Genomic DNA, 24,974 nt, shown 5'->3' on the forward strand with positions numbered 1-24,974 from the left:
CCCCGATTATGATTCGGCATCGAAACCATGTTGTCGGGAGGATCAGACAATGGGCATCAGCGTTCAGGACTACGCGCAAGAATGTGCGGCCCAAGGGCTGCGTGGCGACTACACGGTCTGCCGCCCCGACTTCACCGTCGAACAGAAATACGACTACAGCGCCGCCGAGCAGGAGGTGTGGCGCACATTGTGCGACCGCCAGACCAAGCTGACCCAGAGGCTGGCGCACAAATCCTATCTCGATGGCATGTCGGCGCTCGGCCTCGTCGACCGCATCCCGGATTTTCACGACGTCAGCGAGAAGCTGCGCAAGCTCTCCGGCTGGGAGATCGTCGCGGTGCCCGGCCTGATCCCGGCGCAGCCGTTCTTCGATCATCTCGCCAATCGCCGCTTTCCCGTCACCAACTGGCTGAGGACGCGCGAAGAGCTCGACTACATCGTCGAGCCCGACATGTTCCACGACTTCTTCGGCCATGTGCCGGTGCTGAGCCAGCCGGTGTTCGGCGACTTCATGCAGATGTATGGCGAGAAGGCCGGCGACCTGATCGCGCTCGGCGGCGACGAGATGACCACCCGGCTCTACTGGTACACGGCGGAATACGGCCTGATGCGTGAAGCCGGCCAGCCGCTTAAGGCATTCGGCGCCGGGCTGATGTCGTCGTTCACGGAACTACAATTCGCCGTCGAAAGCCCCGATGCCCACCAGGTCCCGTTCGACATCGAGACGGTGATGCGCACAACCTACGAGATCGACAAGTTCCAGCGCGCCTATTTCGTGCTGCCGTCGTTCGACGTGCTCAGAGACGCTTTCCAGAACTCCGACCTGGCCGGTATCATCAAGCGCTGGAAGGATGAGCCGCCGCTCGACCCGGCGACGATCTAGGCTTGCCTGGCTAGCCGACGGCCAAAAGCACCAGGATGCCGCCGACGATCAAAACGCAACCGGCGATCTCGAGCCGGTTGATGCGTTCGCGGAAGAAAAAGACGCTCGACGCAAAGGTGAACAGCATCTCGATCTGGGCCAGCGACTTGACGATCGCCGCCTGCTGGAGCGTCATGGCCATGAACCAGCCGAAGGACGCCGACGCACCGACAAGGCCGGTGAACAATGCCGGCCGCCACGCCTTGGCGATGCGCGGCAGCTCATCGCGCTCCTTCCAGACGATCCAGGCCAGCATGATCAGCGTCTGGAAGACGATGACGACGGCAAGCGTCACCGCCGCCTGCATCATGAAATTCGGCCCGCCGAGCGAAAGCGAAGCGGCGCGGTAGGCGACGGCCGAGATGCCGAAAAACGTGCCCGAGGCCAGCCCGATCAGCGCGTTGCGGCTGAGCACCGAGGTCACCAGCGTGCGGGCGGTGAATGCCGTGTGCGCGACCGAGATCAGCATCACGCCGAAGACGCTGATGGCGATGGCCGCGATGGCGCCCGCCGTCGCACGCTCGCCGAGGAACAGCAACCCGAACAGTGCCGCCTGCGCCGGCTCGGTACGCGAATAGGCGGTGCCGACGGCAAAGTTGCGGAACGAAAACAGGTGGATCAAAAGGAAGGTCGCGGCGATCTGGCCGACACCGCCGACCACGGCCCAAGCAAAAAACGCTCGGTTGAGCGGCGGCAGGTCGTAGCCGACGACAAAATGCAGCACGCCGACGAAGGCAAGCGCGAAGGGAAAACCGAAACCGAAGCGGACGAAGGTGGCACCGGTGGTGCCCATCACGCCCTTCAGGTGCTTCTGCACCACCGACCGCAGGTTCTGCAGGAAGGCGGCGGCAATGGTGATGGGTATCCAGAGTTCCATGGAGATGTCCGGCGGGACGGCTGGAGGCGCCGCCCGTTCCCTCTAGAAGCGGCAAAGGCCGCGTGCAACCGTACGCGGCCTCAAAAACCTTGTGCCAGAAACAGATCAGGCCGCTTCGGGGACGCCCGTATCGAAGATCGCGCGGTTGCGGCCACGGCGCTTGGCCTCGTAGAGGCGCTTGTCGGCGCTTTTCATCAGTTCCGATACGTTGGCCTCGGACTCGCAGGTGGTGCCGCCGATGCTGACGGTCAGCGGCACGGAGCGCTCGTCGTTGGGCTGGAAGCGCAGCGCCTCGACCTCGCTGCGGATACGCTCGGCCACCAGCTTGGCCTCGTCCTTCGTGGCGCCAACCAGGAAGGCGCCGAACTCCTCACCGCCGATGCGCCCGAGGATGTCGCCGCTGCGCACGCCGCGTGTGATCGCGGCGGCGATCTGGAGCAGCGCCTGGTCGCCGGTCAGGTGACCGAAGCTGTCGTTGATCTGCTTGAAGTGGTCGGCATCGATGATCAGCAGCGCGCCGCGATCGGTCTTGCGCCTGGATCCATCGAGGGCGGCAAAGAAGTTCTCGCGGTTGAGCATGCCGGTCATCTCGTCGCGGCTTGCCTTTTCCGAGAGGCGCTTGTGCGCGGCGGCAAGCTGAGCGTGGGCACGCGTCAGCTCTGCATGGGCCACCTTCAACTTTTCACGCTGCCAGAAGGTGTGAAAAGAAAAGGGAAATGCAATCAAGACGGGACACAGCACCGGCAATAGATAAGCGGCGGTGTCGACAGTGCCATTCGTGAGCGGAATCACCGTCAGGACCAGCGCCATCGTGACCGCAATGCACAATAGTGTGACGAAACCGGATTTTAAAAGCACAATCTTCAATTTCTGCTCCCTGCCGACAGCTGGAATGCCAGCATCAACTGAAGGTCATCTTTCCCAGGTAGTTAAAATTCGACTTACCCCGCGTAAATTCGCCATCGTCCAATGCGATTGTGAGCGTGCGCGGACGCTTCCAAATTTCCTGAACCATGCCATAAGGGCGTCATGACCGATATTCCCGATCCCGCCCGCTTCGACCACGTCACCGACTGGGTGTTCGACCTCGACAACACGCTCTATCCGCATCATTCGAATCTGTTTTCCCAGATCGACGTGAAGATGACGGGCTATGTCGCGGAGCTTCTGACGCTGTCGCGCGAGGACGCACGCAAGCTGCAGAAAGAACTCTATCTCGAATATGGCACGACGCTGAACGGCCTGATGCAGCGCCATGGCATCGATCCCGATGCGTTCCTCGAACATGTCCATGACATCGATTATTCCTGGCTGGTGCCGGATCCGGTGCTGGGCGCTGCCATCCGCCAGCTGCCCGGCCGCAAGTTCATCTTCACCAATGGCAACCGTAGCCACGCCGAGCGCACCGCGCGCCAGCTGGGCATCCTCGACCATTTCGACGACATCTTCGACATCGTCGCCGCCGGCCTGACGCCCAAGCCGGCACGCCAGCCCTATGAGACCTTCGCCGCCCTGCACAAGGTCACCGGCGCCAATGCCGTGATGTTCGAGGACCTGGCGCGCAACCTTTCGGTGCCGAAGTCGCTCGGCATGACGACGGTGCTGATCGTGCCGCGTAATTTCGAGCCGACCTTCTCGGAGATCTGGGAGAGCGATCCCACCCACGAGGACGACGTCGACTACGTCACCGACGATCTCGCGACCTTCCTGACGACGATCGTCGAGGCCAACGCCGCTTGAGCCGTTTCACCTCCGTCGAGGCGCGGATCGATGCGGCGGCACATGCCGTGCTCGACCGCTTGCCTGCCGGAGGCTTTTACGGTGCGCTCGTCGAATTCCTTGTCTTCGGGCTGAAGCAGGCCTGGGCCTGCCTGTTCGGCGGCGCCATGCTGGCATTGATCATGGCGACCAGGCTGTGGTGGCCTGCGGACGCCGGACTGACGCGCTACGACTTCCTGTTCCTCGCCGCGGTCGCCATCCAGGTCGCCATGCTGGCGCTGCGCCTGGAGAAGCCGTCCGAAGCCAAGGTCATCCTGATATTCCACGTCGTAGGGACAGTGATGGAGGTGTTCAAGACCTCCGCCGGCTCGTGGATCTATCCCGAGGAGAACCTGTTTCGCATCGCCGGCGTGCCGCTGTTCTCCGGCTTCATGTATGCGGCGGTCGGCTCCTACCTCGCCCGCGTCAGCCGCATCTTCGACATGCGCTATACTGGCTATCCGCCGCTATGGGCGACGGTGCTGCTGTGCGCGGCGATCTACGTCAACTTCTTCGCCCACCATTTCACCATCGACATCCGCTACGGCCTGTTTGCGGCAACCGCGCTGCTCTACCTCACGACGGTGGTGCATTACCGCGTCTTCCGCTTCCGCCACCGCATGCCGCTGCTGCTCGGCTTCCTGCTGGTCGCGATGTTCATCTGGTTCGCGGAGAACATCGGCACGTGGTCGCGCGCCTGGATCTATCCCGGCCAGCATGACGGCTGGACGCCGGTGTCGATCCAGAAGCTCGGCTCTTGGTATCTGCTGATGATCATATCCTTCGTGCTGGTGACGCTGGTCCACCGGCCGCGGCCGATGGACGCGACGCCAGGCTCAAAGGCTGTAGAACTTGGCGATGATGTCCCAGGCCTCGTCGGCGGTGTCGACAAAATCGATGATGTCCTGGTCGCCCGGCGTGATCGTGCCCTGGTCGGCGAGGAAGTCGAGGTCGATCGCCCGCTCCCAAAATGACTTGCCGAACAGGATGACCGGCACACGCTCCATGCGTCCGGTCTGGATCAGGGTCAGCGTCTCGAAGAACTCGTCCATCGTGCCGAAGCCGCCGGGGAACACGGCGACCGCCTTGGCACGCATGACGAAATGCATCTTGCGGATGGCGAAGTAGTGGAAGTTGAAGCACAGCTCCGGTGTCACATAGGCATTGGGCGCCTGCTCGTGCGGCAGGACGATGTTGAGGCCTATGGAAGGCGCGCCGACATCGTCGGCACCGCGGTTGCCGGCTTCCATCACGCCAGGGCCGCCGCCGGTGACGACGACGAACTCGCGGTAGTAGGACGCAGCCGAATGCTGCGAGCACAGGCGGGCAAACTTGCGCGCCTCCTCGTAGTAGCGACTGTTGGCCTCAAGATTCTTGCGCTGCGTCTCGTTCTTCGCCGCCCAGGCCTCGCCGCCGGGCTCGGGAATACGCGCGCCGCCGAAAAGAATCACCGTGGAGCGTATGCCGCGCTCTGCCAGAATCATCTCGGTCTTGAGCAGTTCCAGCTGCAGCCGCACCGGGCGCAGGTCGCGCTGGGTCATGAAGTCTTCGTCGTTCCAGGCAAGCCGGTAGGTCGAGGCGCGCGTCTGCGGCGTATCGGGTACGCTTTTGGAGCGCTCCAGGTCCTCGTCAGAGTGCGGCAGCGGCGTCCAGCCAGCCTTATCCATAGGATTCATTTTCTGCTCGACCCCAAATTACCGTTGCCCGCGACATTCCGCGGCGTCACCGCGATTGACCCCTCCACTAGCCTGAAATAGGGTCCGCGCGATTTTATGCCAACTTAGAAGCCTTAACCTTAACGGTACGTAACGGAGATGTTCATGTCGAAGCCCGATCTCGCCAGCCTCGAAAAGACGATCGACAAGGCGTTCGAGGAACGCGACGGCATTTCGACATCGACGCGCGGCGAAGTCCGCGACGCCATCGAGACCGCACTCGACCTTCTGGACAAGGGCACTGCCCGCGTCGCGCAGCGCCAGGACGACGGCAAGTGGCAGGTCAACCAGTGGCTCAAGAAGGCGGTGCTGCTGTCGTTCCGCCTGAACCCGATGGAGCTGATCTCGGGTGCGCCCGGTGGCGCCTCGTGGTGGGACAAGGTGCCGTCCAAGTTCGACGGCTGGGGCTCGGTCGACTTCGAAAAGGCCGGCTTCCGCGCCGTGCCGTCGGCCGTCGTGCGCAAGTCGGCCTTCGTCGCTCCAGGGGCCGTACTGATGCCGTCCTTCGTCAATGTCGGCGCCTATGTCGACACCGGCACGATGGTCGATACCTGGGCCTCGGTCGGCTCCTGCGCCCAGATCGGCAAGAACGTGCACCTGTCCGGCGGCGTCGGCATTGGCGGCGTGCTTGAGCCGATGCAGGCCGGCCCGACCATCATCGAGGACAATTGCTTCATCGGCGCGCGTTCGGAAGTGGTCGAGGGCTGCATCGTGCGCGAAGGCTCGGTGCTCGGCATGGGCGTGTTCATCGGCCAGTCGACCAAGATCGTCGACCGCGCCACGGGCGACATATTCTACGGTGAAGTGCCGGCCAATTCGGTCGTCGTCGCCGGCTCGCTGTCCGGCAAGCCGCTGCCCAATGGCGAGCCCGGCCCGAGCCTCTATTGCGCCGTCATCGTCAAGCGCGTAGACGCCAGGACCCGGTCCAAGACCTCGATCAACGAACTGCTCAGAGATTGACCTTTCGGCAGAATTTTCTCCCAGGCATTTGAGCAAATCGCTCTAATGCCCGGCCAACAGAACGGACCGGATGCACTTGCCTGACAAATCCCAGCTTTTCTGGTTGTTCTTCCGATTCTCGGGCCGCGTGAACCGCGCGGCCTACGTGCTCGGCTTTCTGCTGATGCTGGTGACGATGTCGTTCCCGCTCTACCAGTTCATGCGCGTGCATCCCGAAAGCGGCGCGGCCCAGTTGTGGTCGATGCTGTTCGGCCTGAGCTTCCTAGTCTTCCTGTGGGCGCACATCGCCTTCAGCGTCAAACGCCTGCACGATTTCGACAAGCCAGGCCTCTTCGCGGTGGCGCTGTTCATCCCGGTGATCTCGATCTTCGCCTTCATCGCGCTCTGCTTCTATCCGGGAACGCCGGGCCCGAACCAGTTCGGCCACCAGACCAACGCGCCGCAATAGACCCTTCCTGTGAGGCCCAACGAGCGAGCCTGCGCCTGCCCCATGACAGGTCGTGACGGGCGACGCTGTAGCGAGGCTTAACTCGGCGTTCACCGGAGCAACCGAACGTCGTGACAGGGCCGGGCGATTCAATTATCGCTGTGGCCATGAAACTGCCTACAGATCCCGCCGAGAACCTTGCCGCCCTCATTCGCTGCCCGTCGGTCACCCCGGCTGAAGGCGGCGCCCTGACGGCGCTGGAAGCCATGCTGAAGCCGCTCGGCTTCGCCGTCGAGCGCCCGACCTTCTCCGAGTCGGGCACACCCGACATCGAGAACCTCTATGCCCGCCGTTCCGGCAACGGACCGCACCTGATGTTCGCCGGCCACACCGACGTCGTGCCGGTCGGCGACGAGGCGGCGTGGACGCACCCGCCGTTCTCGGCAGCCATCGCCAATGGCGAGATGTATGGCCGCGGCGCCGTCGATATGAAGGGCGGCATCGCTTGCTTCGTGGCGGCGGTGGCGCGCCATGTCGAGGCCAATGGCGGCCCGAAAGGATCGGTGTCGCTGCTGATCACCGGCGACGAGGAAGGCCCCGCGATCAACGGCACCGTCAAGCTGCTCGAATGGGCAGCCGCACGCGGCGAGAAGTGGGACGCTTCGCTGGTCGGCGAGCCGACCAACCCGGATATGCTGGGCGACATGATCAAGATCGGCCGGCGCGGCTCGGTGTCGGGCGTCGTCACCGTCAACGGACGCCAGGGCCATGCCGCCTATCCGCACCTCGCCGACAACCCCGTGCGCGGGCTGATGACGCTGGTCGACGCGCTGCTCAACCCTGCCTTCGACAAGGGCACCAAGGATTTCCAGCCGAGCAACCTCGAGGTCACCACCTTCGACGTCGGCAACCCGGCCACCAACGTCATTCCGGCCAAGGCGACGGCAGCCTTCAACATCCGCTTCAACGACACCTGGACGGTGGAGACGCTGCAGGCGGAGATCCACAATCGCCTGGACAAGGCGAGCGGCCGGAAGAAATACCGCAAGGGCCGCAAGGAGCCGATCGAATTCGAGCTGACCTGGCGCGACACGCCGAGCCATGTCTTTTTGACCCGCGACGACAAGCTGGTCGACGCTCTGGCGGGCTCGATCAAGGCGGTCACCGGCCGCAAGCCGAAACTGTCGACCACCGGCGGCACTTCGGATGCGCGTTTCATCAAGGATTATTGCCCGGTCGTCGAATTCGGGCTGGTCGGCAAGACCATGCACATGGTCGACGAGCGCGTGCCGCTTGCCGAACTCGAAATGCTGACACAGGTCTACCAGCGCTTCCTGGAAGACTGGTTCGGATGACAGCTTAGGACGCGATGTTGGGCAGCAGTGAAATCCAGCAATATCTGTCCGGTGCCTGGCGGCTGATGCTGGGCAAGGCCGACGGCCTGCGCCTGCTCGATCTCAGCGCCGACGGGTTCTGGAACTCGTTCTTCGCCATCCTGATCGCCGTGCCGGCCTTGATCATCGGCTGGGTCGGGGTCTCCGACGAGCTTGCCCTGCAATCGACCGCATTCGCAGGCCGCTTCGGCATCGTCGTCCGGCTGGCGCTGGTCGACATCGGTGCCTGGGTCCTGCCACTGATCGTCTTTGCCCTGGTGGCACGCCGCGCCGGCGTCGGCGACCGCTTCGTGCACTATGTCGTGGCCAGCAACTGGGCTTCGGCCATCATCGCCTGGCTGATGCTGCCCGCCGCCCTGCTCCGGATGCTGATGCCGGCGGCGCAGAGCGCCACGTCAGCGCTGTCGCTGGCGCTGTTCGTCCTGTCGATGGTGCTCAGCTGGCGCATGACCAATGCGGCGATCGGCAAGGGGGCTGCGGTCGGCTCGGCAGTCTTTGCCGGCATGTTCCTGGTGTCGCTGCTCGTGCTGTTTTCGCTGCAGTCGATGTTCGGGATCTACGTACCCGCATAATCCACGCCGGTCAGGTAGAGACCGTCCGGCGGCGCCACCTGTCCGCAAGCGGCGCGGTCCTGCGCCTCGAGGGCCGCCCTGAGATCGTCGGCCGTCCAGCCGCCCTCGCCGACCCGCTTCAGGCTGCCGACCATCGAACGTACCTGGTTGTGCAGGAACGAGCGAGCCGAAGTCCTGACCTCGATCATGTCGCCGGACCGCGTGACGTCGAGCCGGTCGAGCGTGCGGACAGGGCTGTTGGCCTGGCACTGGGTCGAGCGGAAAGTGGTGAAATCGTGCCGCCCGAGCAGGAGCTTGGCCGCCTCTGCCATCGCCTCGTGGTCGAGGCGCTTGGGCACCCACCAGACCCTGCCACGCTCCAGTGCGGCTGGCGCGCGGCGATTGAGGATACGGTAGATGTAATGGCGCCCTGTGGCGGAGAAACGGGCGTCGAAATCGTCTGGCACTTGCCGGGCGGCAAGCACCGATACCGTCTCGCCGGCAGCCTGCATATGCGCGTTGACGGCATCGCGCACCTTGTCGTCAGCCCATGCCTTGGTGAGGTCGGCATGGGCGACCTGGGCGGACGCGTGCACGCCGGCATCCGTGCGGCCAGCGCCCCGCAGGGAGATGTCATCGCCGGAGAATTTCAGGATTGCCTGCTCGATCGCCGCCTGGACGGTATGAAGGCCGGCCTGCCGCTGCCAACCGGCATAAGCGCGACCGTCATATTCGATGTCGAGGCGATAGCGCGGCATGTGCTGTCAAAACTCCGGCCGCTTTACGCGGCCAGAGCCGTACCGAAGGCCGAGGCGTAGACCAGCTCGCCGGTCTCGGGCGCATCGCCCCAGGCCAGCGCCTGCAGCGCCTCGCACTGGTAGTCGCTTTCGAATTTGGCCGCGCGGTCGTGCGTGTAGCCGAAGCGGCCGTAATAGGCCGGATCGCCGAGCACCACGGCCAGCGTCTCGCCGCCATCCTTGAGGCGGATATGAGCCTCGCGGATCAGCGCGCCACCGATGCCGGTGCCGTGGAAATCGGGCTCGACCGCCAGCGGTGCGAGCGCAACTGCCGGAACGGTCTTGCCGCCGTTTTGGACATAGAGCCTCGAAAACAGGATGTGGCCGACAACGTCGCCGTCTTCTTCGGCCACCAGTTCGACGACCGCGTCGCCCTCGGCGACCAGTGCATCGACGAGACCGGCTTCGGCCTGTTGCCCGAAGGCGTGTTCCTCGACGAGGCGGATCGCCTCGCGGTCGCGGGGCGTTGCCGCCCGGATCGACATCATGCTCATGACAACTTCATTCCTTTTTCGATCTTGGCACCGCGCAGGAATTCATCCGCGGTGACGGGTTTTCCTCCCGCCCTTTGCACCTCGACCAGCCTGACGGCGGCTTCGCCACAGGCAATCTCCAACCGGTCGTCGAGAACCGTTCCCGGCTCTCCTTGTCCGGCGGCACGTTTCGAGCGCAGCACTTTCAAGCGCTCAGTCCGTCCGCCGATCTCGAACTCGCACCAGGCGCCGGGAAATGGCGACAGGCCGCGGATATTGTTGTCGACCGCCGTCGCCGGCAAGGTCCAATCGATCCGCGTCTCCGCTTTATCGATTTTCTTGGCGTAGGTCACGCCTTCGCTGGCCTGGGGCACCGTTTCCAGCCTGCCCGCTTCGAGCTCAGCCAGCGCTTCTACCATGAGCGAGGCACCTACCGCCATCAGACGATCGTGCAACTCGCCAGCCGTCATGTCGGGTCCGATCGCGACTTTTTCAAGTCGCGCGACCGGTCCGGTGTCCAATCCCTCTTCCATCCGCATGACCATCATGCCGGTTTCAGCATCACCGGCCATGATCGCGCGCTGGATGGGTGCGGCCCCGCGCCAGCGCGGCAGGAGCGAAGCATGGCCGTTGTAGCAGCCCAATCGCGTGCCTTCGAGAATGGCCTTCGGCAGCAACAAGCCATAGGCCACGACCACGGCGACATCGGCCTTAAGCCCGGCGAATGCCGCATGCTCTGCGTCGCTTTTCAGCGAAAGCGGCGTGCGAACCTCGATGCCCAGCCGCTCGGCCTCGCGCTGCACCGGCGAGGGCGTGAGCTCCAGTCCGCGACGGCCCGCGGCGCGCGGCGGCTGCGAATAGACGGCGACGACCTCGTGGCCAGCCTCGGCGATCGCACGCAGCGTCGGCACGGAAAAATCCGGCGTTCCCATGAAGATGACGCGAAGGCTCATGAGGGTATGCGGTCCAGCAAGCTAGGCCCGGCCGGCGACGGCCAACCGTTCAGGCCATTGCTTCAAACGGGTTTACGAGCCTGAGGTCAAGTCCGTCGAAGTCGCGGATGTTGCGCGTGGCGAGCTCTGAGGCAAACAGAGCGGGATCAACCCACCATGCGGCTCGGCGGACGGTCCTTGGCGAGCTTCTTGAACTTGCGCAGCACCATGTCGCGCTTGAGCTTGGAGATGTAGTCGATGAACAGCACGCCATCGAGGTGGTCGATCTCGTGCTGGAGGCACGTGGCGAGCAGGCCGTCGGCCTCGACCTCCTGCTCCTTGCCGTTCTCGTCGAGATACTTGACCCGAACCGCCGACGGACGCTCGACCTCGGCATAATAGTCGGGGATCGACAGGCAGCCTTCCTCGTAGACCGAGCGTTCGTCGCTGCGCGAAAGCACTTGCGGATTGATGACGACGCGCGGCGCCGGCTCCTCGCCCTCCTTGGCAAGGTCGAGCACCAGCATGCGCAGCGGCTCGCCTACCTGGATGGCGGCAAGGCCGATGCCCGGCGCGTCATACATGGTGTCGAGCATGTCGCGCGCGAACTTGCGCACGTCGTCGTCGATGCGCTCCACGGGCCTGGAAAGCTCGCGCAGCAGTGGATCGGGAAGGATGATCAGCGGCTTGATAGTCATGTGCCTCAACTAAGATGTCGGAATAAAACCGTCAACCGGTGGCATGGGGCGATGTTCCTGTTTTGATCTGACCGTAGGATGCGAATCGGTTATGGTGCCGGCCATGAACGACCTTTCCAGCATCTTGTCCGCTCCCATCGCCCAGCTTGGCGCCACCATCATCACGCTCGGCCAGGCGCTTGGTTTCGGCGCCCTGCTGTTCGTGATCCTGCTCGCCGTCCTCATGATCGCCTTGTGGCGATCGGCAAAGGCGCGCGCAGTGGCCGCCGCCGAAGCCGCCGATCACGCCCGCGACGCGGAAGCCCGCATGGCCGGCATCCTGCAGGCCCAGGCCGAGATGCAGGGGCGGCTCGGCACGGTTGCCGACATCTTCGGCGCGCGCCAGGCCGAGCTGACGCAGTCGCTCGGCCAGCGTCTCGACGCCATGACCGGCCGCATCGGCCAGACCATGGCCGAGCAGACGAAATCGACGCATGACAGCCTGGCCAAGCTGCAGGAGCGGCTCGCCGTCATCGACACGGCCCAGGGCAACATCCAGTCGCTCGCCGGCCAGGTGGTGCAGTTGCAGGCGATCCTGTCCAACAAGCAGACGCGCGGCGCCTTCGGCCAGTCGCGGATGGAGGCGATCGTCGCCGACGGGCTGCCTCTCGGCGCCTATGAGTTCCAGGCGACGCTGTCGAACAACAACCGGCCGGACTGCCTGGTCAAGATGCCCAATGGCGCACCGTCGCTGGTCATCGATGCCAAGTTTCCCCTCGAGGCCTGGAACGCCATCCGTGCCGCAGCCGACGTCGATGGCGCTGCAGACGCGCAGAAATATGCCGCGCAGGCGTTCCGGCGCGATCTCGAGGTGCACATCAAGGCGATCGCCGACAAGTACCTGATCTCGGGCGAGACGCAGGACACGGCGTTCATGTTCGTGCCGTCGGAATCGATCTTCGCCGAGATCCACGAGAATTTCGAATCACTGGTGCACCGGGCGCATCGCGCCCGCATCGTGATCGTCTCGCCATCGCTTTTGATGCTGTCGATCCAGGTCATCCAGGCGATCCTCAAGGATGCGCGGATGCGCGAGCAGGCGCACCTGATCCAGGGCGAGGTCATCCGCCTGATGGAGGATGTCGGCCGCCTCGACGAGCGCGTGCGCAAGCTGCAGACCCATTTCGGCCAGGCCAGCAAGGACATCGACGACATCCTGGTGTCGTCGTCCAAGGTCACCAAGCGCGGCGAAAAGATCGAGGCGCTGGAATTCGGCGCCTCGCATGCCGGCGAATCGGACGAAGCCGCGAAACCTCAAGCGCCGAATGGCCGCGCCGCCGACTCCAAGACGGGCCAGCTCAGGCTGCGGGTGGTAGAGGAAAGCGAATAGGGCGTCGCTAGGACTGCTTCTCGACCGTCTCCATGCCGTCGAATGCGGGCAGCCAGTGCAGGGCCGAGCGGTGCCAAACCTGCTTGCGCGGAACCAGCTGCTCGCGCTGGCTGGATGTCCCGGTCCTGAGGCCGTAGACCTTCGGCCCGTCGCCGACCGAGGTGGCGAAGAGATGCGACCCACACTCGGCGCAAAAGCCTTGTGCCCGCTTGTTGCCGCTCTCGCCGGTCTTCACGTAGATCCTGGGTGTGCCCGTGAACGCGATCTTGTCCTCTGCGACCGGAACCGTCACGCGAAATGCAGTGCCGGTCAGCTTCTGGCAGTCGGTGCAATGGCAGATCGCCGTCTTCTCGGGGTCGACCTCGGCCATGTAGGTGATGGCGCCGCAATGGCAGCCGCCTTCAATCTTCATTGAAATTCCTCCCTTTTCCTCACGATTCTATTCCGTCTCAGGCGCCGCCGTATCCCCGGTCATAAGTCTATCCCGCCGCTCGCGCCAGCGCTCGGAAGTCTGCGGCTTGATGAAGACCGCACTCACCTCGGGGACTTCCGCCTTGAGCTTGTTCTCCAGCCGCTCGACGCAGGTTTCGATATCGGCCGCCGAGATGTGGTCGACAAAATCGAGGCTGAGGCCAGCGACGATCTGCTCGGGGCCCATGTGCACCGTCAGCACGCCGTTGGCCTTTTCGACCGCCGGGTCGGCCTGGGCAACCTCCAGGATCTTGGCCTGCATATCGGGCAAGGCGGGCTCTCCCATCAGCAGCCCCTTGCTCTCCCGGGCGAGGAACACCGCCGTCGCCGCGAGAATCAGGCTGATGCCGATGGATGCGGCGCCGTCCATCCAGGGCTGCTCGAAATACTGCGCCGCGGAAATGCCGATGAGCGCGATGACCAGCCCGAGCAGGGCTGCGCTATCCTCGAACAGCACGGTGTAGACGCTGGGATCCTTGCTGCGCCGCACGGCCTGGATGTAGCCGAGGCTGCCTTTGCTGCGCCGGAACTCCTTGAGCGCGACCAGCCAGGAGCCACCTTCAAAGACCATGCACAGGCCAAGCACCACGTAATTGACGAGCGGGTTTTCGATCGGCTCGGGATCGAGCATGTGGATCACGCCCTCATAGAAGGCGACGCCGGCACCGAGCGCAAAGACCAGAAGTGCGACGATGAAACTCCAGAAATAGAGCTCGCGGCCATGGCCGAATGGATGCAAGCGGTCGGGCGGTTGGGCGGCGCGCCGAAGCCCATAGAGCAGCAAAAGCCCGTTGCCGGTGTCGACCAGCGAGTGCACGCCTTCCGACAGCATCGCCGAACTGCCGGTGAACGCGGCGGCGACAAACTTGGTGGCGGCGATCAGCAGGTTGCCGGCGATTGCCGCAAAGATCACAAATCTGGAGCCGGAGTGTGCCACCGTCAGTTCCTCGCGAGAGGCAACTGTAGCGGGCGCCGGGCTGGGCTCAAGCCAATTCGTGGCTGCGAAACAAGCGGCTGGTGGCTCAACACCCCTCTTGCAAGCGAGACAACTTCGCGTTTCACTTCGTGTCTCAGCAGCGGGAGAAACGAATCATGGCCAAGGGTGCGATGAAAGCCGGGAAAGAAGCCCGGAAACCCAAAAAAGACGCCAAGAAGCCTGCGCCAGCGCCGGCATTCAAGGCGCCTCCGGTGCAAGCCACCAAGATCAAGGACAAGTAGGCTCTGGTCTCGGCTTGATATCAATCACCAGACGCCCGGTCTCGGCCGGGCGTCTGGTTGATTCTTCTTCCAAAAACCCCATCTATCCTGGCGCAGGAACGATCTTGCGCCTCCCCCAAAAAACCGGTCGGGACGACCCGCCATCCAATGGAGCGTTCCATGGCTTGGACTTATCTGTTTCTTGCTGGACTGTTTGAGATCGGCTGGGCCATCGGGCTGAAATACACGGACGGCTTTTCGAAGCCGATGCCGACTGTCCTCACCATCGCCTCGATGATCGTCAGCCTCGGCCTGCTCGGCCTGGCGCTGAAGACGCTGCCCGTCGGCACGGCTTATGCCATCTGGACCGGCATCGGCACGGTCGGCACGGCGATGCTTGGCATCTGGCTTCTGGGCGAGCCGGCAACGGCGCTCCGCCTTGCCTGCATCGGCCTGATCGTGTCCGGCATCGTCGGCCTCAAGCTCGTCGCCTGATCGCGCAGTCGCGAAATGGCCTGGCCTGGCCTGCCCAACCGGGCGGGCCACAGCAATCTGCATGCCGACTGACCTGCGGACACGCCAAAGCGGCCCGCGCCCCGGGCTTGGCAAAACCCCGGTCGCGAACCACCAGCAATGAGAATTCGCGCAATCGGACCTGGCTAGCAGGCCGATGCGTCTTTCAGGCGAATGTGTCCTGCAATCAGCCGAAATTGGCCGAAGGCGGCATCCGCTTGCCGCGCGCCTTGCGCGCTGCGTAACGCGCGTCACGCTTGGCCTTGCGCTCAGCCTCGTCGGAGAGCACGCGGCTGATACGGTCGGCCTCTTCAGCCTCGCGTGCCTTGGCTTCCGCCTGCGCGGCCTCTTCGGCGGCCAGGCGTTCAGCTTCGGCCTTGGCTTCGCGTTCGGCCTTTTCGATGGCTTCACGAGCCAAGCGTTCCTGCCGCAGCTTTTCCTTTTCGGCTTCGCGGATGGCGCGTGCCTCTAGGATCGCCTTGCGTTCAGCCTGGCGTGCCACAACCGCTGGATCGTCAGCTGCCGGGCGTGCCTTGTACTTTTCGAGGAGAGCTTTCTTTGCGTCATTGGCGGCGTTACGCCGTTCGAAGACGTCTTTTTCCCTGTAGATTGCCAATTTGATTTCCCTGGAGTCACTTCGCGCCGCTTACATACGCGCGCAAAGGCAGAGTTCAAGCGCCAAAAAGGCATGTCTCCCATGAATTCGCGTGATGTTGCGGATAGGAAACGCTCTTTGGCGCCAATCTCGATATGGATTGTTCACTAGTCCGCATCTGGCGGCTTCGTGGAGCGATGGCTACCTGTAGCACGAATGACAGCGACAGGACCAGCGATATGGAACTTGGCCTTTACACTTTTGCCGACGTCAGCCCGGAAGCAGGCCCGGGAGCCATTGGACCGCATCAGCGGTTGCGCAATCTCATCGAAGAAATCGAACTGGCCGACCAGGTCGGGCTCGATGTGTTCGGTCTTGGCGAGCACCACCGCCCGGATTACGCAGCCTCTGCGCCGGTCGTCGCGCTTGCTGCCGCAGCCGAGCGCACCAAGCGCATCCGGCTGACCAGCGCCGTCACCGTGCTTTCCTCCGACGATCCCGTGCGCGTGTTCCAGCAATTCGCCACCCTCGACCAGCTTTCCGGCGGCCGCGCGGAGATCATGGCCGGTCGCGGCTCGTTCATCGAATCGTTCCCGCTGTTCGGCTACAACCTCGAGGACTACGACGAGTTGTTCGCCGAAAAGCTCGACCTGCTGCTGGCGCTGCGCGACAGCGAGCGCGTCACGTGGTCGGGCACGCATCGCGCGTCGATCGACGATCGCGGCGTCTATCCCCGCCCCTATCAGGACAAGCTGCCGATCTGGATCGCCATCGGCGGCACGCCGCAATCGGCAGCGCGCGCCGGCGTGCTCGGCCTGCCGCTGGCGCTTGCCATCATCGGCGGCGAGCCGGCACGATTCGCACCGCTTTTCGACCTCTATCGCGAGGCGTCACGGCGCGGCGGGCAGGACCCGGCCAAGCTTGCCACCAGCATCAACGTCCATGGCTTCGTCGGCGAAACCACCGAGCAGGCGGCCGACGACTTCTACCAACCGCAGGCCGAGGTGATGAACCGCATCGGCCGCGAGCGCGGCTGGGGACCGACTTCAAGGGCGCATTTCGACCAATCGCGTTCGCCGCAAGGCGCGCTGTTCGTCGGCAACCCGGAGGTGGTGGCCGAAAAGATCGTGGCACAGCACAAGCTGTTCAAGAACGAGCGCTTCCTGCTGCAGATGGCGATCGGCATCATGCCGCACGACAAGATCATGAAAGCGATCGAGCTCTACGGCACCAAGGTGGCGCCGCTGGTGCGCAAGGAACTTGGCGCCTCGCCCGCCGGTCCGGCAGCTTGAATCCGGCTGGACCAAAACTTACCCTGAGCGGGAAGGTTTGTTTGCGAGGATAGTGGTTCCTATATCCGGCGGGTCCCCACCCGCCGGAGCTGCATCATGACCACCCTTTCTGTCCTCGACCTTTCGCCGGTCACCGAAGGCAGCACTGCCGCGCAATCGCTCCGGAATACGCTCGACCTCGCCCGCCACGCCGAGACACTCGGCTTCCACCGCTACTGGCTGGCCGAGCACCACAACATGGCCGGCATCGCGAGTGCTGCGACCTCGGTCGTCATCGCCCATGTCGCGGCCGGCACCAGCACCATCCGAGTCGGCGCTGGCGGCATCATGCTGCCCAACCACGCGCCGCTGGTGATCGCCGAGCAGTTCGGCACGCTGGCCGCCCTTCACCCCGGCCGCATCGACCTCGGCATCGGCCGGGCGCCGGGCACTGACATGCTGACCGCACGCGCCCTGCGCCGTAATCTCGAAGCCGGCGTCGACAATTTCCCGCAGGATGTCGTCGAGCTGATGGGCTACTTCGAGCCGGCGACGCCGGAGCAGCGCATCCGCGCCGTACCCGGCGAGGGCGAGCAGGTCGAGGTCTGGGTGCTCGGCTCCAGCCTTTATGGCGCGCAACTCGCCGCCATGCTTGGCCTGCCCTACGCATTCGCCTCGCATTTCGCGCCCGCCGAGCTCGACCATGCGATCGAGATCTACCGCTCGCGCTTCCAGCCCTCGGAGCGGCTGGCCAAGCCCTATGTCATGGCCGGCATCAATGTCGTGGCCGCGGAGACCGACGCGGAGGCGAAGCTCCTGTTCACCTCGGTGCAGCAGGCCTTCGTCAATCTGCGAAGCGGCCGCCCAGGCAGGCTTCCGGCCCCGGTCGAAGGCTACGAGCGCGACCTTGACCCGGTCGCCCGCCAGATGCTGTCGCAGACGCTCGCCTGCGCGGTGGTCGGTTCGCCCGAAACCGTCCGCCGCGGCGTGGAGGCGTTCATTGCGCGAACCGGTGCTGACGAATTGATGGTGACGGCGCAGGTGTTTGACCATGTCGCGCGCAAGCGGTCGTACGAGATATTGGCGGAAGTCGGCGCCGCACTGGCAAAGGCGGCGTAGTCTGGTGTCTTACCTTCTCCCCTTGTGGGAGAAGGTAAATCGGCGCGAAGCGCCGAGACGGATGAGGGGTGTTGGAAGATATACGAGGCATCAGGAGCGGGCGCAGGACCGAATTTCGAAAACCGAGCTCCGGCCAGCACTCCTCATTGCTTCGAGGCACCTTCTCCCACAAGGGGAGAAGGAAGAGTGCGCTATCGCATAGCCTCTACGATGCCCTTGTCCGGAAAACACGTCGCTGCGCGGCCATTCTTGGCCTGCCAGTCGCCGATCGAGCGACGGGTCTTGAACCCCGGCAACCCATCGGCGCCGCCGACGTCGTAGCCGAGCTTTTCCAGCCCACGCTGCATGGCGGCGATGTCGGAGCGGTAGAGCCCGTCGACCTTGCCCCAGCTGCCGGCGAAGCGCCTGTCGCCTGACGCGATCCGGTCGGCGCCATGGCCGATGAACAGCGCATAGACGTCGCTCTCGTTGTATTCCTTGAGCACGTAGAAATTGGGCGTGACGATGAAGGCAGGCCCGTTGCGTCCCGCCGGCATCATCAGGAAACCTTCGGCCCTCGCTTCGTTTTGCGGGAATGGCTTGCCGCCGATACGGCCGATGCCCATCGCCGCCCAGTCGGCGATTTTTTTGCCCTGGTCAGGACCCTCCAGAGCGCAGGTTACGGTATCCGGCACCGACACCTCGAAACCCCAGTCGCGCCCCTTCACCCAGCCGTAATGGACAAGATAGTTGGCGATCGAGGCCAGCGTGTCGGGCGTCGAGTTCCAGATGTCGGCGCGGCCGTCGCCGTCGAAATCGACGGCATGCTCGAGGAACGAAGTCGGCAGGAACTGCGGCTGGCCAAGCGCGCCGGCCCAGGACGAGCGCATGGCCTTGCGGCTGACCAGCCCGCGCTCGACCATCTCGAGACCGGCGAGCAACTCCTTGCGGAACATGTCCTTACGGGTGGCGAGAAATGCCTTGGTGCCCAGCACCTCGAAGGCATCGTAAGGCATCTTGGCGGCGCCAAAGCCAGACTCGCGGCCCCATATGGCGAGCACCACGCCGCGGGGCACGCCGAAGCGCTTTTCGATCGCGGCAAGCGTTTTGGCATTGGAGCCGGCACGCGTGCGCCCGCCTGCACTGACCGCACCCAGGGTCTTCTCGGCGAAGTAGTTGCCTGGCGAACCGAACTCGGCCTGGTGCTGCTTCTTCGGCGTCTTCGGCTTTTCGCCGGGCAAGACGAGGTCGGGCAACTTGAGATTGGGCGAGACGCCGGCGAAAGCCGCGTCGAATGTCGCCCTGGAGATGCCCTTGGCCTTGGCTTCCGGCCAGAGGTCCTTCGCCAGCCAGGCCTGGAACTGGCTGTCGATGGGGGCAGCGGAGGCTGGGGCGGCGCAGGCCAAGAGTCCTATCACCAGCGAAGCCAGGAACTGGCGCAAGGATTGCGCTCCACGTTGCCCCCCTCTGTCCTGGCGGACATCTCCCCCACAAGGGGGGAGATTGGCGGCTGCGCCCTCACCGCTCGTCGTGCAACGACGGTGGAGATTGGCCAAAGGTGCGATGAGGGCTGATCTCCTCCCTTGTGGGGGAGATGTCCGCCAGGACAGAGGGGGGCAACTTAGGGCGCCGATCATCCAACCTCCCTGCAAGCCAATTGCGTCAAAACACGGTCCGCGACTTGAGGGCCGCGGAAAGCGTGCCTTCGTCGAGATAATCGAGTTCGCCACCGACCGGCACGCCATGTGCCAGCCGCGTGATCTTCACGTCGAAGCCGGAGAGCTGGTCGGTGAGATAGTGCGCCGTGGTCTGGCCCTCGACGGTGGCGTTGACCGCCAGGATGACCTCGCTGACGCCGCCCTCGGCGATGCGGGTCACCAGTTGTTTGATGGTCAGCTGGTCCGGCCCCACGCCATCCAGCGGCGACAGCGTGCCACCAAGCACATGGAAACGCGCATTCATGGCGCCAGCCCGCTCCAGCGCCCAGAGATCCGACACGTCCTCGACGACGATGATGGTGGTCGGGTCGCGACGCGGATCGGTGCAGATCATGCAGGGATCGGAGGTATCGACATTGCCGCAGGTCGAGCAGACACGCACCTTGTCGACCGCTTCGCCCATGGCGGCAGCCAGAGGTGCCAGCAGCTGCTCTTTCTTCTTGATCAAATGGAGGGCTGCGCGTCGGGCCGAACGGGGCCCAAGCCCCGGCACCTTGGCCAGCAGCTGAATCAGGCGTTCGATCTCGGGACCGGCGATTCGCTTCGACATGGAAGCGGTATAAAACGAGGAGCGAATGGTGAGTAGCGAATAGTGACGAAGCGCCAACCGGCTGCTCCTGTCTTCTTTCCCTATTCGCTCAGTCGCTCATCGGCCTGTCCTGGCTGGCAATCAGCGCGCCGATCGCGTCGGCATCCTCGGATGTCGCCTGGAACGACATGGCACTGGCCAGTGCCGCATCGGAACCGGCGGAAGCGACGGTCGTCGGCTTCTCCTCGACAACGCCCGGCAGCGCCTGTGGTTCGGCTGAAGCGACCATGGTTTCGGCCTCGATCGCAGCAGGCAGCGGCTTTCTGCGACTGCGCTTCTCGTAGAAGGCGTTGCCACCGGCGACTGTCGTGTAGTGCATGTTCTTGTAGGGAAACTTCAGCCCGGCCGTGTGGAAGAACATCACTTCGGGCTTCACCTTTGGGTGACGTTCGCCCTTGAGCACGGCATCCGCAGCCGCCTGCACGTCGGGCAAGGCCTTCGAATTCATCGGTCGCGACAGCACGCCGGGCGCGAACTGGCCTTTCTGGCCAACCACACCGCAGACCGTTTCGCCATATTCGCCCGACTTGAGGCGGTTCATGACGACGCTGCCAACGGCAACGAGGCCGTCGCGGCTGGAGCGGTTGGATTCGAAGAACATCGCCCGCGCCAGGCACTCCTTGTCCTTCGCCGTATAGGCGTAGGAACCGGAACGAACCGAGCTCGTGGTGACCCCGTCAGCGAGTTTGCTGGTGGTGCATCCGGACACGATGAACAGCGAGACCAGCATGCCGACAAGGATCGGCATCTTCCATTTGTTGGCGATCAAAAAGCGCCCCTCTTGCAGTCCCGCCACGTCCCCAGATTGCAGCAACAATGAGCGCATTTCAGGCAAAATGATGGCCGAAGGCCGAAATGTGGCAATCGGCAGGGTCGCCTCTGCAACGCCCGGTCGCTATGGTCGCTGCCAAGACGCGGCGCAACGGCCGAGAAGCAAGAGGAAGACGATCGTGAAAGCTGTCCTGTTCGAGCAATTCGGCCAGCCGCCAAAGATGCAGAACGTGGTCGATCCGACGCCCTCGCCGGCAGGCGTGGTGATCAAGGTCGAGGCGACCGGCCTGTGCCGCAGCGACTGGCACGGCTGGATGGGGCACGACGCCGACATCGTGCTGCCGCACGTGCCGGGTCATGAGCTTGCCGGCACGGTGTCTGCCCTGGGCAAGCTGGTGACGCAATGGAAGGTCGGCGACCGCGTGACCGTGCCCTTCGTCGGCGGTTGCGGCCGTTGCTTCGAATGCACGTCGGGCAACCACCAGGTCTGTGAACATCAATTCCAGCCCGGGTTCACGGCCTGGGGCTCGTTTGCCGAATATGTCGCCGTCGATTTCGCCGACACCAACCTGGTGCGGCTGCCGGAAAAGCTGGACTTCGCCACGGCGGCCAGCCTCGGCTGCCGCTTTGTCACCTCGTTCCGGGCGGTCGTCGATCAGGGCCGGGTCAAGCCGGGCGAATGGGTCGCCGTGCACGGCTGCGGTGGCGTCGGGCTGTCGGCGATCATGATCGCGGCGGCTGCCGGGGCCAACGTGATTGCCATCGACCTCACCGACGACAAGCTGGAGTTCGCCAGGAAAGTCGGCGCCGTGGCGACGATCAATGCCTCAGGCGACAAGGACGTCGTCGATGCTGTCAGGGAGATCACCAAGGGCGGCGCGCATCTTTCGCTCGACGCGCTCGGCCATCCCACCACCTGCTTCAACTCGATCGCCAATTTGCGTCGCCGCGGCCGGCACGTGCAGGTCGGGCTGATGCTCGGCGATCACCATCACCCCAGGATTCCGATGGACAAGGTGATTGCCCACGAACTCGAAATCCTCGGCAGTCACGGCATGCAGGCGTTCCGCTACCAGGCGATGATGGAGATGATCGACGCCGGCACGCTCAAGCCGCAGATGCTGGTCGGCAAGCATCTCAGCCTCGACGAAGCGCCCGCCGCACTGATGGCGATGGACCGGTTCGAGGGGCTTGGGATCAGTGTGGTGACGAGGTTCTAGGGGCAAACAGCGAATAGCGAATAGCGAATAGCGAATAGCGAATAGCGAATAGATTGATGAGCAACGGCGCCTGATGATCAAGCGCCGCCCCGCTATTCCCTACTCACTATTCGCTATTCGCTCGTCTTAGAACGGCAGCTTCATGCCGGGCGGGATCGGCAGGCCGGCGGTCAGCGCCTTGGTCTTTTCCTGCATCGTCGCCTCGACCTTGGCCTTGGCGTCGTTGTGGGCGGCGACGATCAGGTCCTCGAGGATCTCACCCTCGCCTTCCTTCAGCAACGACGGGTCGATCTTCAGCGACTTCATCTCCGACTTGCCGGAAAGGGTGACGGTGACGAGCCCGCCGCCGGACTGGCCGGTGGCTTCGATCAGGGCGACCTCTTCCTGCATGGCCTGGAGTTTGGCCTGCATTTCCTTCGCTTTGCCCATCAGGCCGAGCAGATCCTTCATGGTCGTATTCCTTTCGTCTCAGAACGGGTCGTCATCGTCGTTGTCCACGCCGGGATCGGGCGGCAACTCGGTGTCGGTATCCAGATCGGGCGCGTCCGGCTGCGTCGGCAGGCGCACGTCGATGATCTTGGCACCGGGAAAGCGCGACAGGATCGCGGCCACGGTGGGATCGGCCTTCGCATCGGTAAGGGCGACCTCGCGCTTGTTGGCCTCGATCTCGGCGAGCGTGGCACCGCCTTCGTCCTTCGACAGCGACACCAGCCAGTGGCGCCCGGTCCAGGCCTTCAGCTTGGTGGTCAGGTCGTTGAGAAAAGTCCGTGGCGCGTCCGCGGTCAGGCTGACCTCGATATGGCCCGGCTCGATGCGGACCGGCCGAACCACGCGGCGGATCAGCACCTTGAAGGCCATCTCGCGATTGGTTTCTGCAAGCGCCGCCAGATCAGCTATCGACTTGACCGGCACCGCGTCGACCACCGGCTCGGGTGCCGGCGTCGGCGCGACAAAAGCTGTGGGTGCAGGCGTCGTTTCCACCAGGCGCATGGCCTGGCCACCGCCATTGCTGACCGGCATGCGGGCTTGGGAAACGGCCGAAGTGCTAGGTCCACCATTGCCGCCGCCCGCAGGCATGCCGCCATTGCGTGGGCCGGATGCGGGTTGTGACGGCGCATCGCCCAGCGACTTCAACGCCTCGTCGAGCGTCGGCAGGTCGGCGGCGTGCGCCAGCCGGATCAGCACCATCTCTGCGGCACTGACAGGCCGGTTGGACGACTGCACTTCGGGGATACCCTTGAGCAGCATCTGCCAGGCGCGGGACAGGACCCTGACCGACAAGCTCTGGGCGAACTCCCCGCCCCTCTTGCGCTCGTCTTCCGACAGCGAGGCGTCGTCGGCCGCGGACGGCACGAAGCGCAGGCGCGTGACCAGATGGGTGAATTCGGCGAGATCGTTGAGCACGGCGACCGGGTCGGCGCCGGTGTCATACTGGACGCGCAGTTCGCCAAGGGCAGCGGCGATGTCGCCCTTCATGACGTTTTCGAACAGGTCGACGACACGGGCACGGTCGGCAAGGCCGAGCATGGCGCGCACCGCATCCGTCGTCACCTTGCCGCCGCCATGGGCGATGGCCTGGTCGAGGATCGACAGCGAATCGCGCGCCGAGCCTTCGGCTGCACGGGCAACCATGGCAAGCGCGTCATCCTCGACCGCAATGCCTTCCTGCTGGGCGATACTCCTGAGATGGCCGACCAGCTTGCCGGCATCGATGCGGCGCAGGTCGAAGCGCTGGCAGCGCGACAGCACCGTGATCGGAACTTTTCGGATTTCGGTGGTGGCGAAGATGAACTTCACATGCGGAGGCGGCTCTTCCAGCGTCTTCAGCAGGCCGTTGAAGGCCTGCGTCGAAAGCATGTGCACCTCGTCGATGATGTAGACCTTGTAGCGCGCCGAAACGGGCGCATAACGGACACGCTCGATGATGTCGCGGATGTCGTCGATGCCGGTGTGGGAGGCCGCGTCCATTTCGATGACATCGACATGGCGGCCTTCCATGATCGACTGGCAATGCTCGCCGAGCACCGACAGGTCGACCGACGGCCGGTCGATGTCCGGGGTCTTGTAGTTGAGGGCACGGGCCAGAATGCGGGCGGTGGTGGTCTTGCCGACGCCGCGGACACCGGTCAGCATCCAGGCTTGAGCGATGCGCCCGCTGGAAAAAGCGTTGGTCAGCGTCTGAACCATCGGCTCCTGGCCGACGAGGGCTGAGAAATCCGCAGGGCGGTACTTGCGCGCGAGAACGCGGTAAGCCTTGCTCTTATCGGTTTGTCCGGCTTCGCTCATCCGCCCCGTTCGCTCGCCCGTTCGTAGTGGCGCCCCTGCCTCGACCCCACAGGGCCGATTCCGCGAAACGAGTTTCGCCCGCACGGCGCAACGCCGTCAATGACGCGGAGAAGGGCGAAGAGGCGGGAGGCTGGAACAATGACCCGTTCCGGGCTCGTTAGGGCTGCTTCCTTCCGGACCTGACCCGGTTGGCGAGTGGATCGTCCACCACCAACCTCCCAATCCCCATATCGGCAATTGCCGCAGCAATTGCAAGAGCCAAGCAGGCACCGCCTGCAAACATGCCCCTCTATCGTCCCTCCGGTAGCCCATCAGATTGATCGAAGCACGGCGGCCGAGAGCAATGATTCGCTTGCAGCGGCAGCAGGCAGG

The 24,974-nt window shown here is 64.1% G+C and carries 27 protein-coding genes, 1 other RNA gene and 1 pseudogene; 13 read left to right on the plus strand and 16 right to left on the minus strand.

The features are described 5' to 3' along the window. The first annotated feature begins 49 nt into the window (after positions 1-49). Positions 50-883: a phenylalanine 4-monooxygenase gene (gene phhA, locus GGQ99_RS21520; RefSeq protein ID WP_183264122.1), complete on the plus strand. Its 834-nt coding sequence runs from the start codon at positions 50-52 to the stop codon at positions 881-883. A 10-nt stretch (positions 884-893) separates the two neighbouring features. Here the strand turns inward: phhA and GGQ99_RS21525 are convergent, their stop codons facing one another. Both GGQ99_RS21525 and GGQ99_RS21530 read right to left on the minus strand, forming a co-directional pair. After that, positions 894-1,799, minus strand: a complete 906-nt coding sequence (locus tag GGQ99_RS21525) for a DMT family transporter (protein WP_183264123.1) — start codon at positions 1,797-1,799, stop codon at positions 894-896. 105 nt (positions 1,800-1,904) lie between these two features. After that, entirely contained in the window at positions 1,905-2,666 is a 762-nt protein-coding gene (locus GGQ99_RS21530) for a GGDEF domain-containing protein (RefSeq protein WP_245439537.1), read from the minus strand. A gap of 162 nt (positions 2,667-2,828) precedes the next feature. Between GGQ99_RS21530 and GGQ99_RS21535 the strand changes: the two genes are divergently transcribed. Together GGQ99_RS21535 and GGQ99_RS21540 are read left to right on the plus strand one after the other, a co-directional pair. Then, complete coding sequence (locus GGQ99_RS21535; protein WP_055980607.1) at positions 2,829-3,539, plus strand: pyrimidine 5'-nucleotidase; 711 nt, start codon at positions 2,829-2,831, stop codon at positions 3,537-3,539. Continuing rightward, positions 3,536-4,384 (plus strand): annotated as a pseudogene (locus tag GGQ99_RS21540) (DUF817 domain-containing protein); the annotation flags it as partial. The gene GGQ99_RS21535 and the pseudogene GGQ99_RS21540, both read left to right, overlap by 4 nt. Positions 4,385-4,393: 9 nt before the next feature. Here the strand turns inward: GGQ99_RS21540 and GGQ99_RS21545 are convergent. Then, the gene (locus GGQ99_RS21545; protein ID WP_108609491.1) at positions 4,394-5,233 is read right to left on the minus strand and encodes an LOG family protein; all 840 of its coding nucleotides are present in this window, start codon (positions 5,231-5,233) and stop codon (positions 4,394-4,396) included. Positions 5,234-5,377: 144 nt separating this feature from the next. Between GGQ99_RS21545 and dapD the strand changes: the two genes are divergently transcribed. From dapD to GGQ99_RS21565, 4 genes are all read left to right on the plus strand, one after another. Continuing rightward, positions 5,378-6,232 (plus strand): 2,3,4,5-tetrahydropyridine-2,6-dicarboxylate N-succinyltransferase, encoded by an 855-nt coding sequence (gene dapD, locus GGQ99_RS21550; RefSeq protein WP_183264124.1) that lies wholly within the window; start codon positions 5,378-5,380, stop codon positions 6,230-6,232. Between the two features lie 70 nt (positions 6,233-6,302). Further along, positions 6,303-6,680 (plus strand): DUF805 domain-containing protein, encoded by a 378-nt coding sequence (locus GGQ99_RS21555; RefSeq protein ID WP_183264125.1) that lies wholly within the window; start codon positions 6,303-6,305, stop codon positions 6,678-6,680. Positions 6,681-6,826: 146 nt separating this feature from the next. Further along, positions 6,827-8,014: a succinyl-diaminopimelate desuccinylase gene (dapE, locus tag GGQ99_RS21560; protein ID WP_183264126.1), complete on the plus strand. Its 1,188-nt coding sequence runs from the start codon at positions 6,827-6,829 to the stop codon at positions 8,012-8,014. A gap of 14 nt (positions 8,015-8,028) precedes the next feature. After that, a complete protein-coding gene (locus GGQ99_RS21565) occupies positions 8,029-8,625 on the plus strand; it encodes a transporter (protein ID WP_108609493.1) in 597 nt (198 codons plus the stop codon). Here the strand turns inward: GGQ99_RS21565 and truA are convergent. The 4 genes from truA to def form a co-directional block, all read right to left on the minus strand. Continuing rightward, positions 8,610-9,362 (minus strand): tRNA pseudouridine(38-40) synthase TruA, encoded by a 753-nt coding sequence (truA, locus tag GGQ99_RS21570; RefSeq protein WP_183264127.1) that lies wholly within the window; start codon positions 9,360-9,362, stop codon positions 8,610-8,612. The genes GGQ99_RS21565 and truA overlap by 16 nt on opposite strands. A 23-nt stretch (positions 9,363-9,385) precedes the next feature. Continuing rightward, positions 9,386-9,895: a GNAT family N-acetyltransferase gene (locus GGQ99_RS21575; RefSeq protein WP_183264128.1), complete on the minus strand. Its 510-nt coding sequence runs from the start codon at positions 9,893-9,895 to the stop codon at positions 9,386-9,388. Then, positions 9,892-10,827: a methionyl-tRNA formyltransferase gene (fmt, locus tag GGQ99_RS21580; protein WP_183264129.1), complete on the minus strand. Its 936-nt coding sequence runs from the start codon at positions 10,825-10,827 to the stop codon at positions 9,892-9,894. The genes GGQ99_RS21575 and fmt overlap by 4 nt, the downstream gene beginning before the upstream one ends. 146 nt (positions 10,828-10,973) lie before the next feature. After that, the gene (def, locus tag GGQ99_RS21585; RefSeq protein WP_108609497.1) at positions 10,974-11,504 is read right to left on the minus strand and encodes a peptide deformylase; all 531 of its coding nucleotides are present in this window, start codon (positions 11,502-11,504) and stop codon (positions 10,974-10,976) included. 103 nt (positions 11,505-11,607) lie between these two features. Here def and GGQ99_RS21590 point away from each other — a divergent pair, with 103 nt between their 5' ends. Continuing rightward, a complete protein-coding gene (locus tag GGQ99_RS21590) occupies positions 11,608-12,873 on the plus strand; it encodes a DNA recombination protein RmuC (protein ID WP_183264130.1) in 1,266 nt (421 codons plus the stop codon). Between the two features lie 7 nt (positions 12,874-12,880). Here GGQ99_RS21590 and GGQ99_RS21595 read toward each other — a convergent pair whose 3' ends face one another. Then, complete coding sequence (locus GGQ99_RS21595) at positions 12,881-13,285, minus strand: GFA family protein (RefSeq protein WP_183264131.1); 405 nt, start codon at positions 13,283-13,285, stop codon at positions 12,881-12,883. A 27-nt stretch (positions 13,286-13,312) separates the two neighbouring features. After that, positions 13,313-14,281: a cation diffusion facilitator family transporter gene (locus tag GGQ99_RS21600; RefSeq protein ID WP_425486848.1), complete on the minus strand. Its 969-nt coding sequence runs from the start codon at positions 14,279-14,281 to the stop codon at positions 13,313-13,315. A gap of 155 nt (positions 14,282-14,436) precedes the next feature. On the opposite strand from GGQ99_RS21600, the gene GGQ99_RS26330 reads away from it, so the two are divergent. Both GGQ99_RS26330 and sugE read left to right on the plus strand, forming a co-directional pair. Then, the gene (locus tag GGQ99_RS26330) at positions 14,437-14,562 is read left to right on the plus strand and encodes a hypothetical protein (RefSeq protein ID WP_108609499.1); all 126 of its coding nucleotides are present in this window, start codon (positions 14,437-14,439) and stop codon (positions 14,560-14,562) included. A gap of 159 nt (positions 14,563-14,721) precedes the next feature. Beyond that, the gene (sugE, locus tag GGQ99_RS21605) at positions 14,722-15,036 is read left to right on the plus strand and encodes a quaternary ammonium compound efflux SMR transporter SugE (protein WP_108610073.1); all 315 of its coding nucleotides are present in this window, start codon (positions 14,722-14,724) and stop codon (positions 15,034-15,036) included. Between the two features lie 205 nt (positions 15,037-15,241). Here sugE and GGQ99_RS21610 read toward each other — a convergent pair whose 3' ends face one another. After that, entirely contained in the window at positions 15,242-15,670 is a 429-nt protein-coding gene (locus GGQ99_RS21610; RefSeq protein ID WP_108609500.1) for a DUF6481 family protein, read from the minus strand. A 218-nt stretch (positions 15,671-15,888) separates the two neighbouring features. On the opposite strand from GGQ99_RS21610, the gene GGQ99_RS21615 reads away from it, so the two are divergent. Both GGQ99_RS21615 and GGQ99_RS21620 read left to right on the plus strand, forming a co-directional pair. Continuing rightward, positions 15,889-16,941, plus strand: coding sequence for an LLM class flavin-dependent oxidoreductase (locus tag GGQ99_RS21615; RefSeq protein WP_183264132.1), 1,053 nt, complete (start codon positions 15,889-15,891; stop codon positions 16,939-16,941). Positions 16,942-17,037: 96 nt separating this feature from the next. Further along, entirely contained in the window at positions 17,038-18,039 is a 1,002-nt protein-coding gene (locus GGQ99_RS21620; protein WP_183264133.1) for an LLM class flavin-dependent oxidoreductase, read from the plus strand. 191 nt (positions 18,040-18,230) lie between these two features. On the opposite strand, the gene GGQ99_RS21625 is transcribed toward GGQ99_RS21620, so the two are convergent. The 3 genes from GGQ99_RS21625 to GGQ99_RS21635 form a co-directional block, all read right to left on the minus strand. Beyond that, the gene (locus tag GGQ99_RS21625; protein ID WP_343061765.1) at positions 18,231-19,460 is read right to left on the minus strand and encodes a lytic murein transglycosylase; all 1,230 of its coding nucleotides are present in this window, start codon (positions 19,458-19,460) and stop codon (positions 18,231-18,233) included. A gap of 220 nt (positions 19,461-19,680) precedes the next feature. Beyond that, positions 19,681-20,286, minus strand: a complete 606-nt coding sequence (recR, locus tag GGQ99_RS21630; RefSeq protein WP_108609504.1) for a recombination mediator RecR — start codon at positions 20,284-20,286, stop codon at positions 19,681-19,683. An 88-nt stretch (positions 20,287-20,374) separates the two neighbouring features. Beyond that, positions 20,375-21,094: a cell wall hydrolase gene (locus GGQ99_RS21635; protein ID WP_183264134.1), complete on the minus strand. Its 720-nt coding sequence runs from the start codon at positions 21,092-21,094 to the stop codon at positions 20,375-20,377. Positions 21,095-21,275: 181 nt separating this feature from the next. On the opposite strand from GGQ99_RS21635, the gene GGQ99_RS21640 reads away from it, so the two are divergent. Further along, complete coding sequence (locus tag GGQ99_RS21640) at positions 21,276-22,316, plus strand: zinc-binding dehydrogenase (protein WP_183264135.1); 1,041 nt, start codon at positions 21,276-21,278, stop codon at positions 22,314-22,316. 126 nt (positions 22,317-22,442) lie between these two features. Here GGQ99_RS21640 and GGQ99_RS21645 read toward each other — a convergent pair whose 3' ends face one another. The 3 genes from GGQ99_RS21645 to ffs form a co-directional block, all read right to left on the minus strand. Continuing rightward, complete coding sequence (locus GGQ99_RS21645; RefSeq protein WP_108609506.1) at positions 22,443-22,766, minus strand: YbaB/EbfC family nucleoid-associated protein; 324 nt, start codon at positions 22,764-22,766, stop codon at positions 22,443-22,445. A gap of 18 nt (positions 22,767-22,784) precedes the next feature. Beyond that, the gene (locus GGQ99_RS21650; protein WP_183264136.1) at positions 22,785-24,602 is read right to left on the minus strand and encodes a DNA polymerase III subunit gamma/tau; all 1,818 of its coding nucleotides are present in this window, start codon (positions 24,600-24,602) and stop codon (positions 22,785-22,787) included. Positions 24,603-24,724: 122 nt separating this feature from the next. Then, positions 24,725-24,821: signal recognition particle sRNA small type (ffs, locus tag GGQ99_RS21655), an RNA gene on the minus strand. Positions 24,822-24,974: the final 153 nt, after the last annotated feature.

This window comes from Aminobacter niigataensis (genome assembly GCF_014200015.1).
GTDB lineage: Bacteria > Pseudomonadota > Alphaproteobacteria > Rhizobiales > Rhizobiaceae > Aminobacter > Aminobacter niigataensis.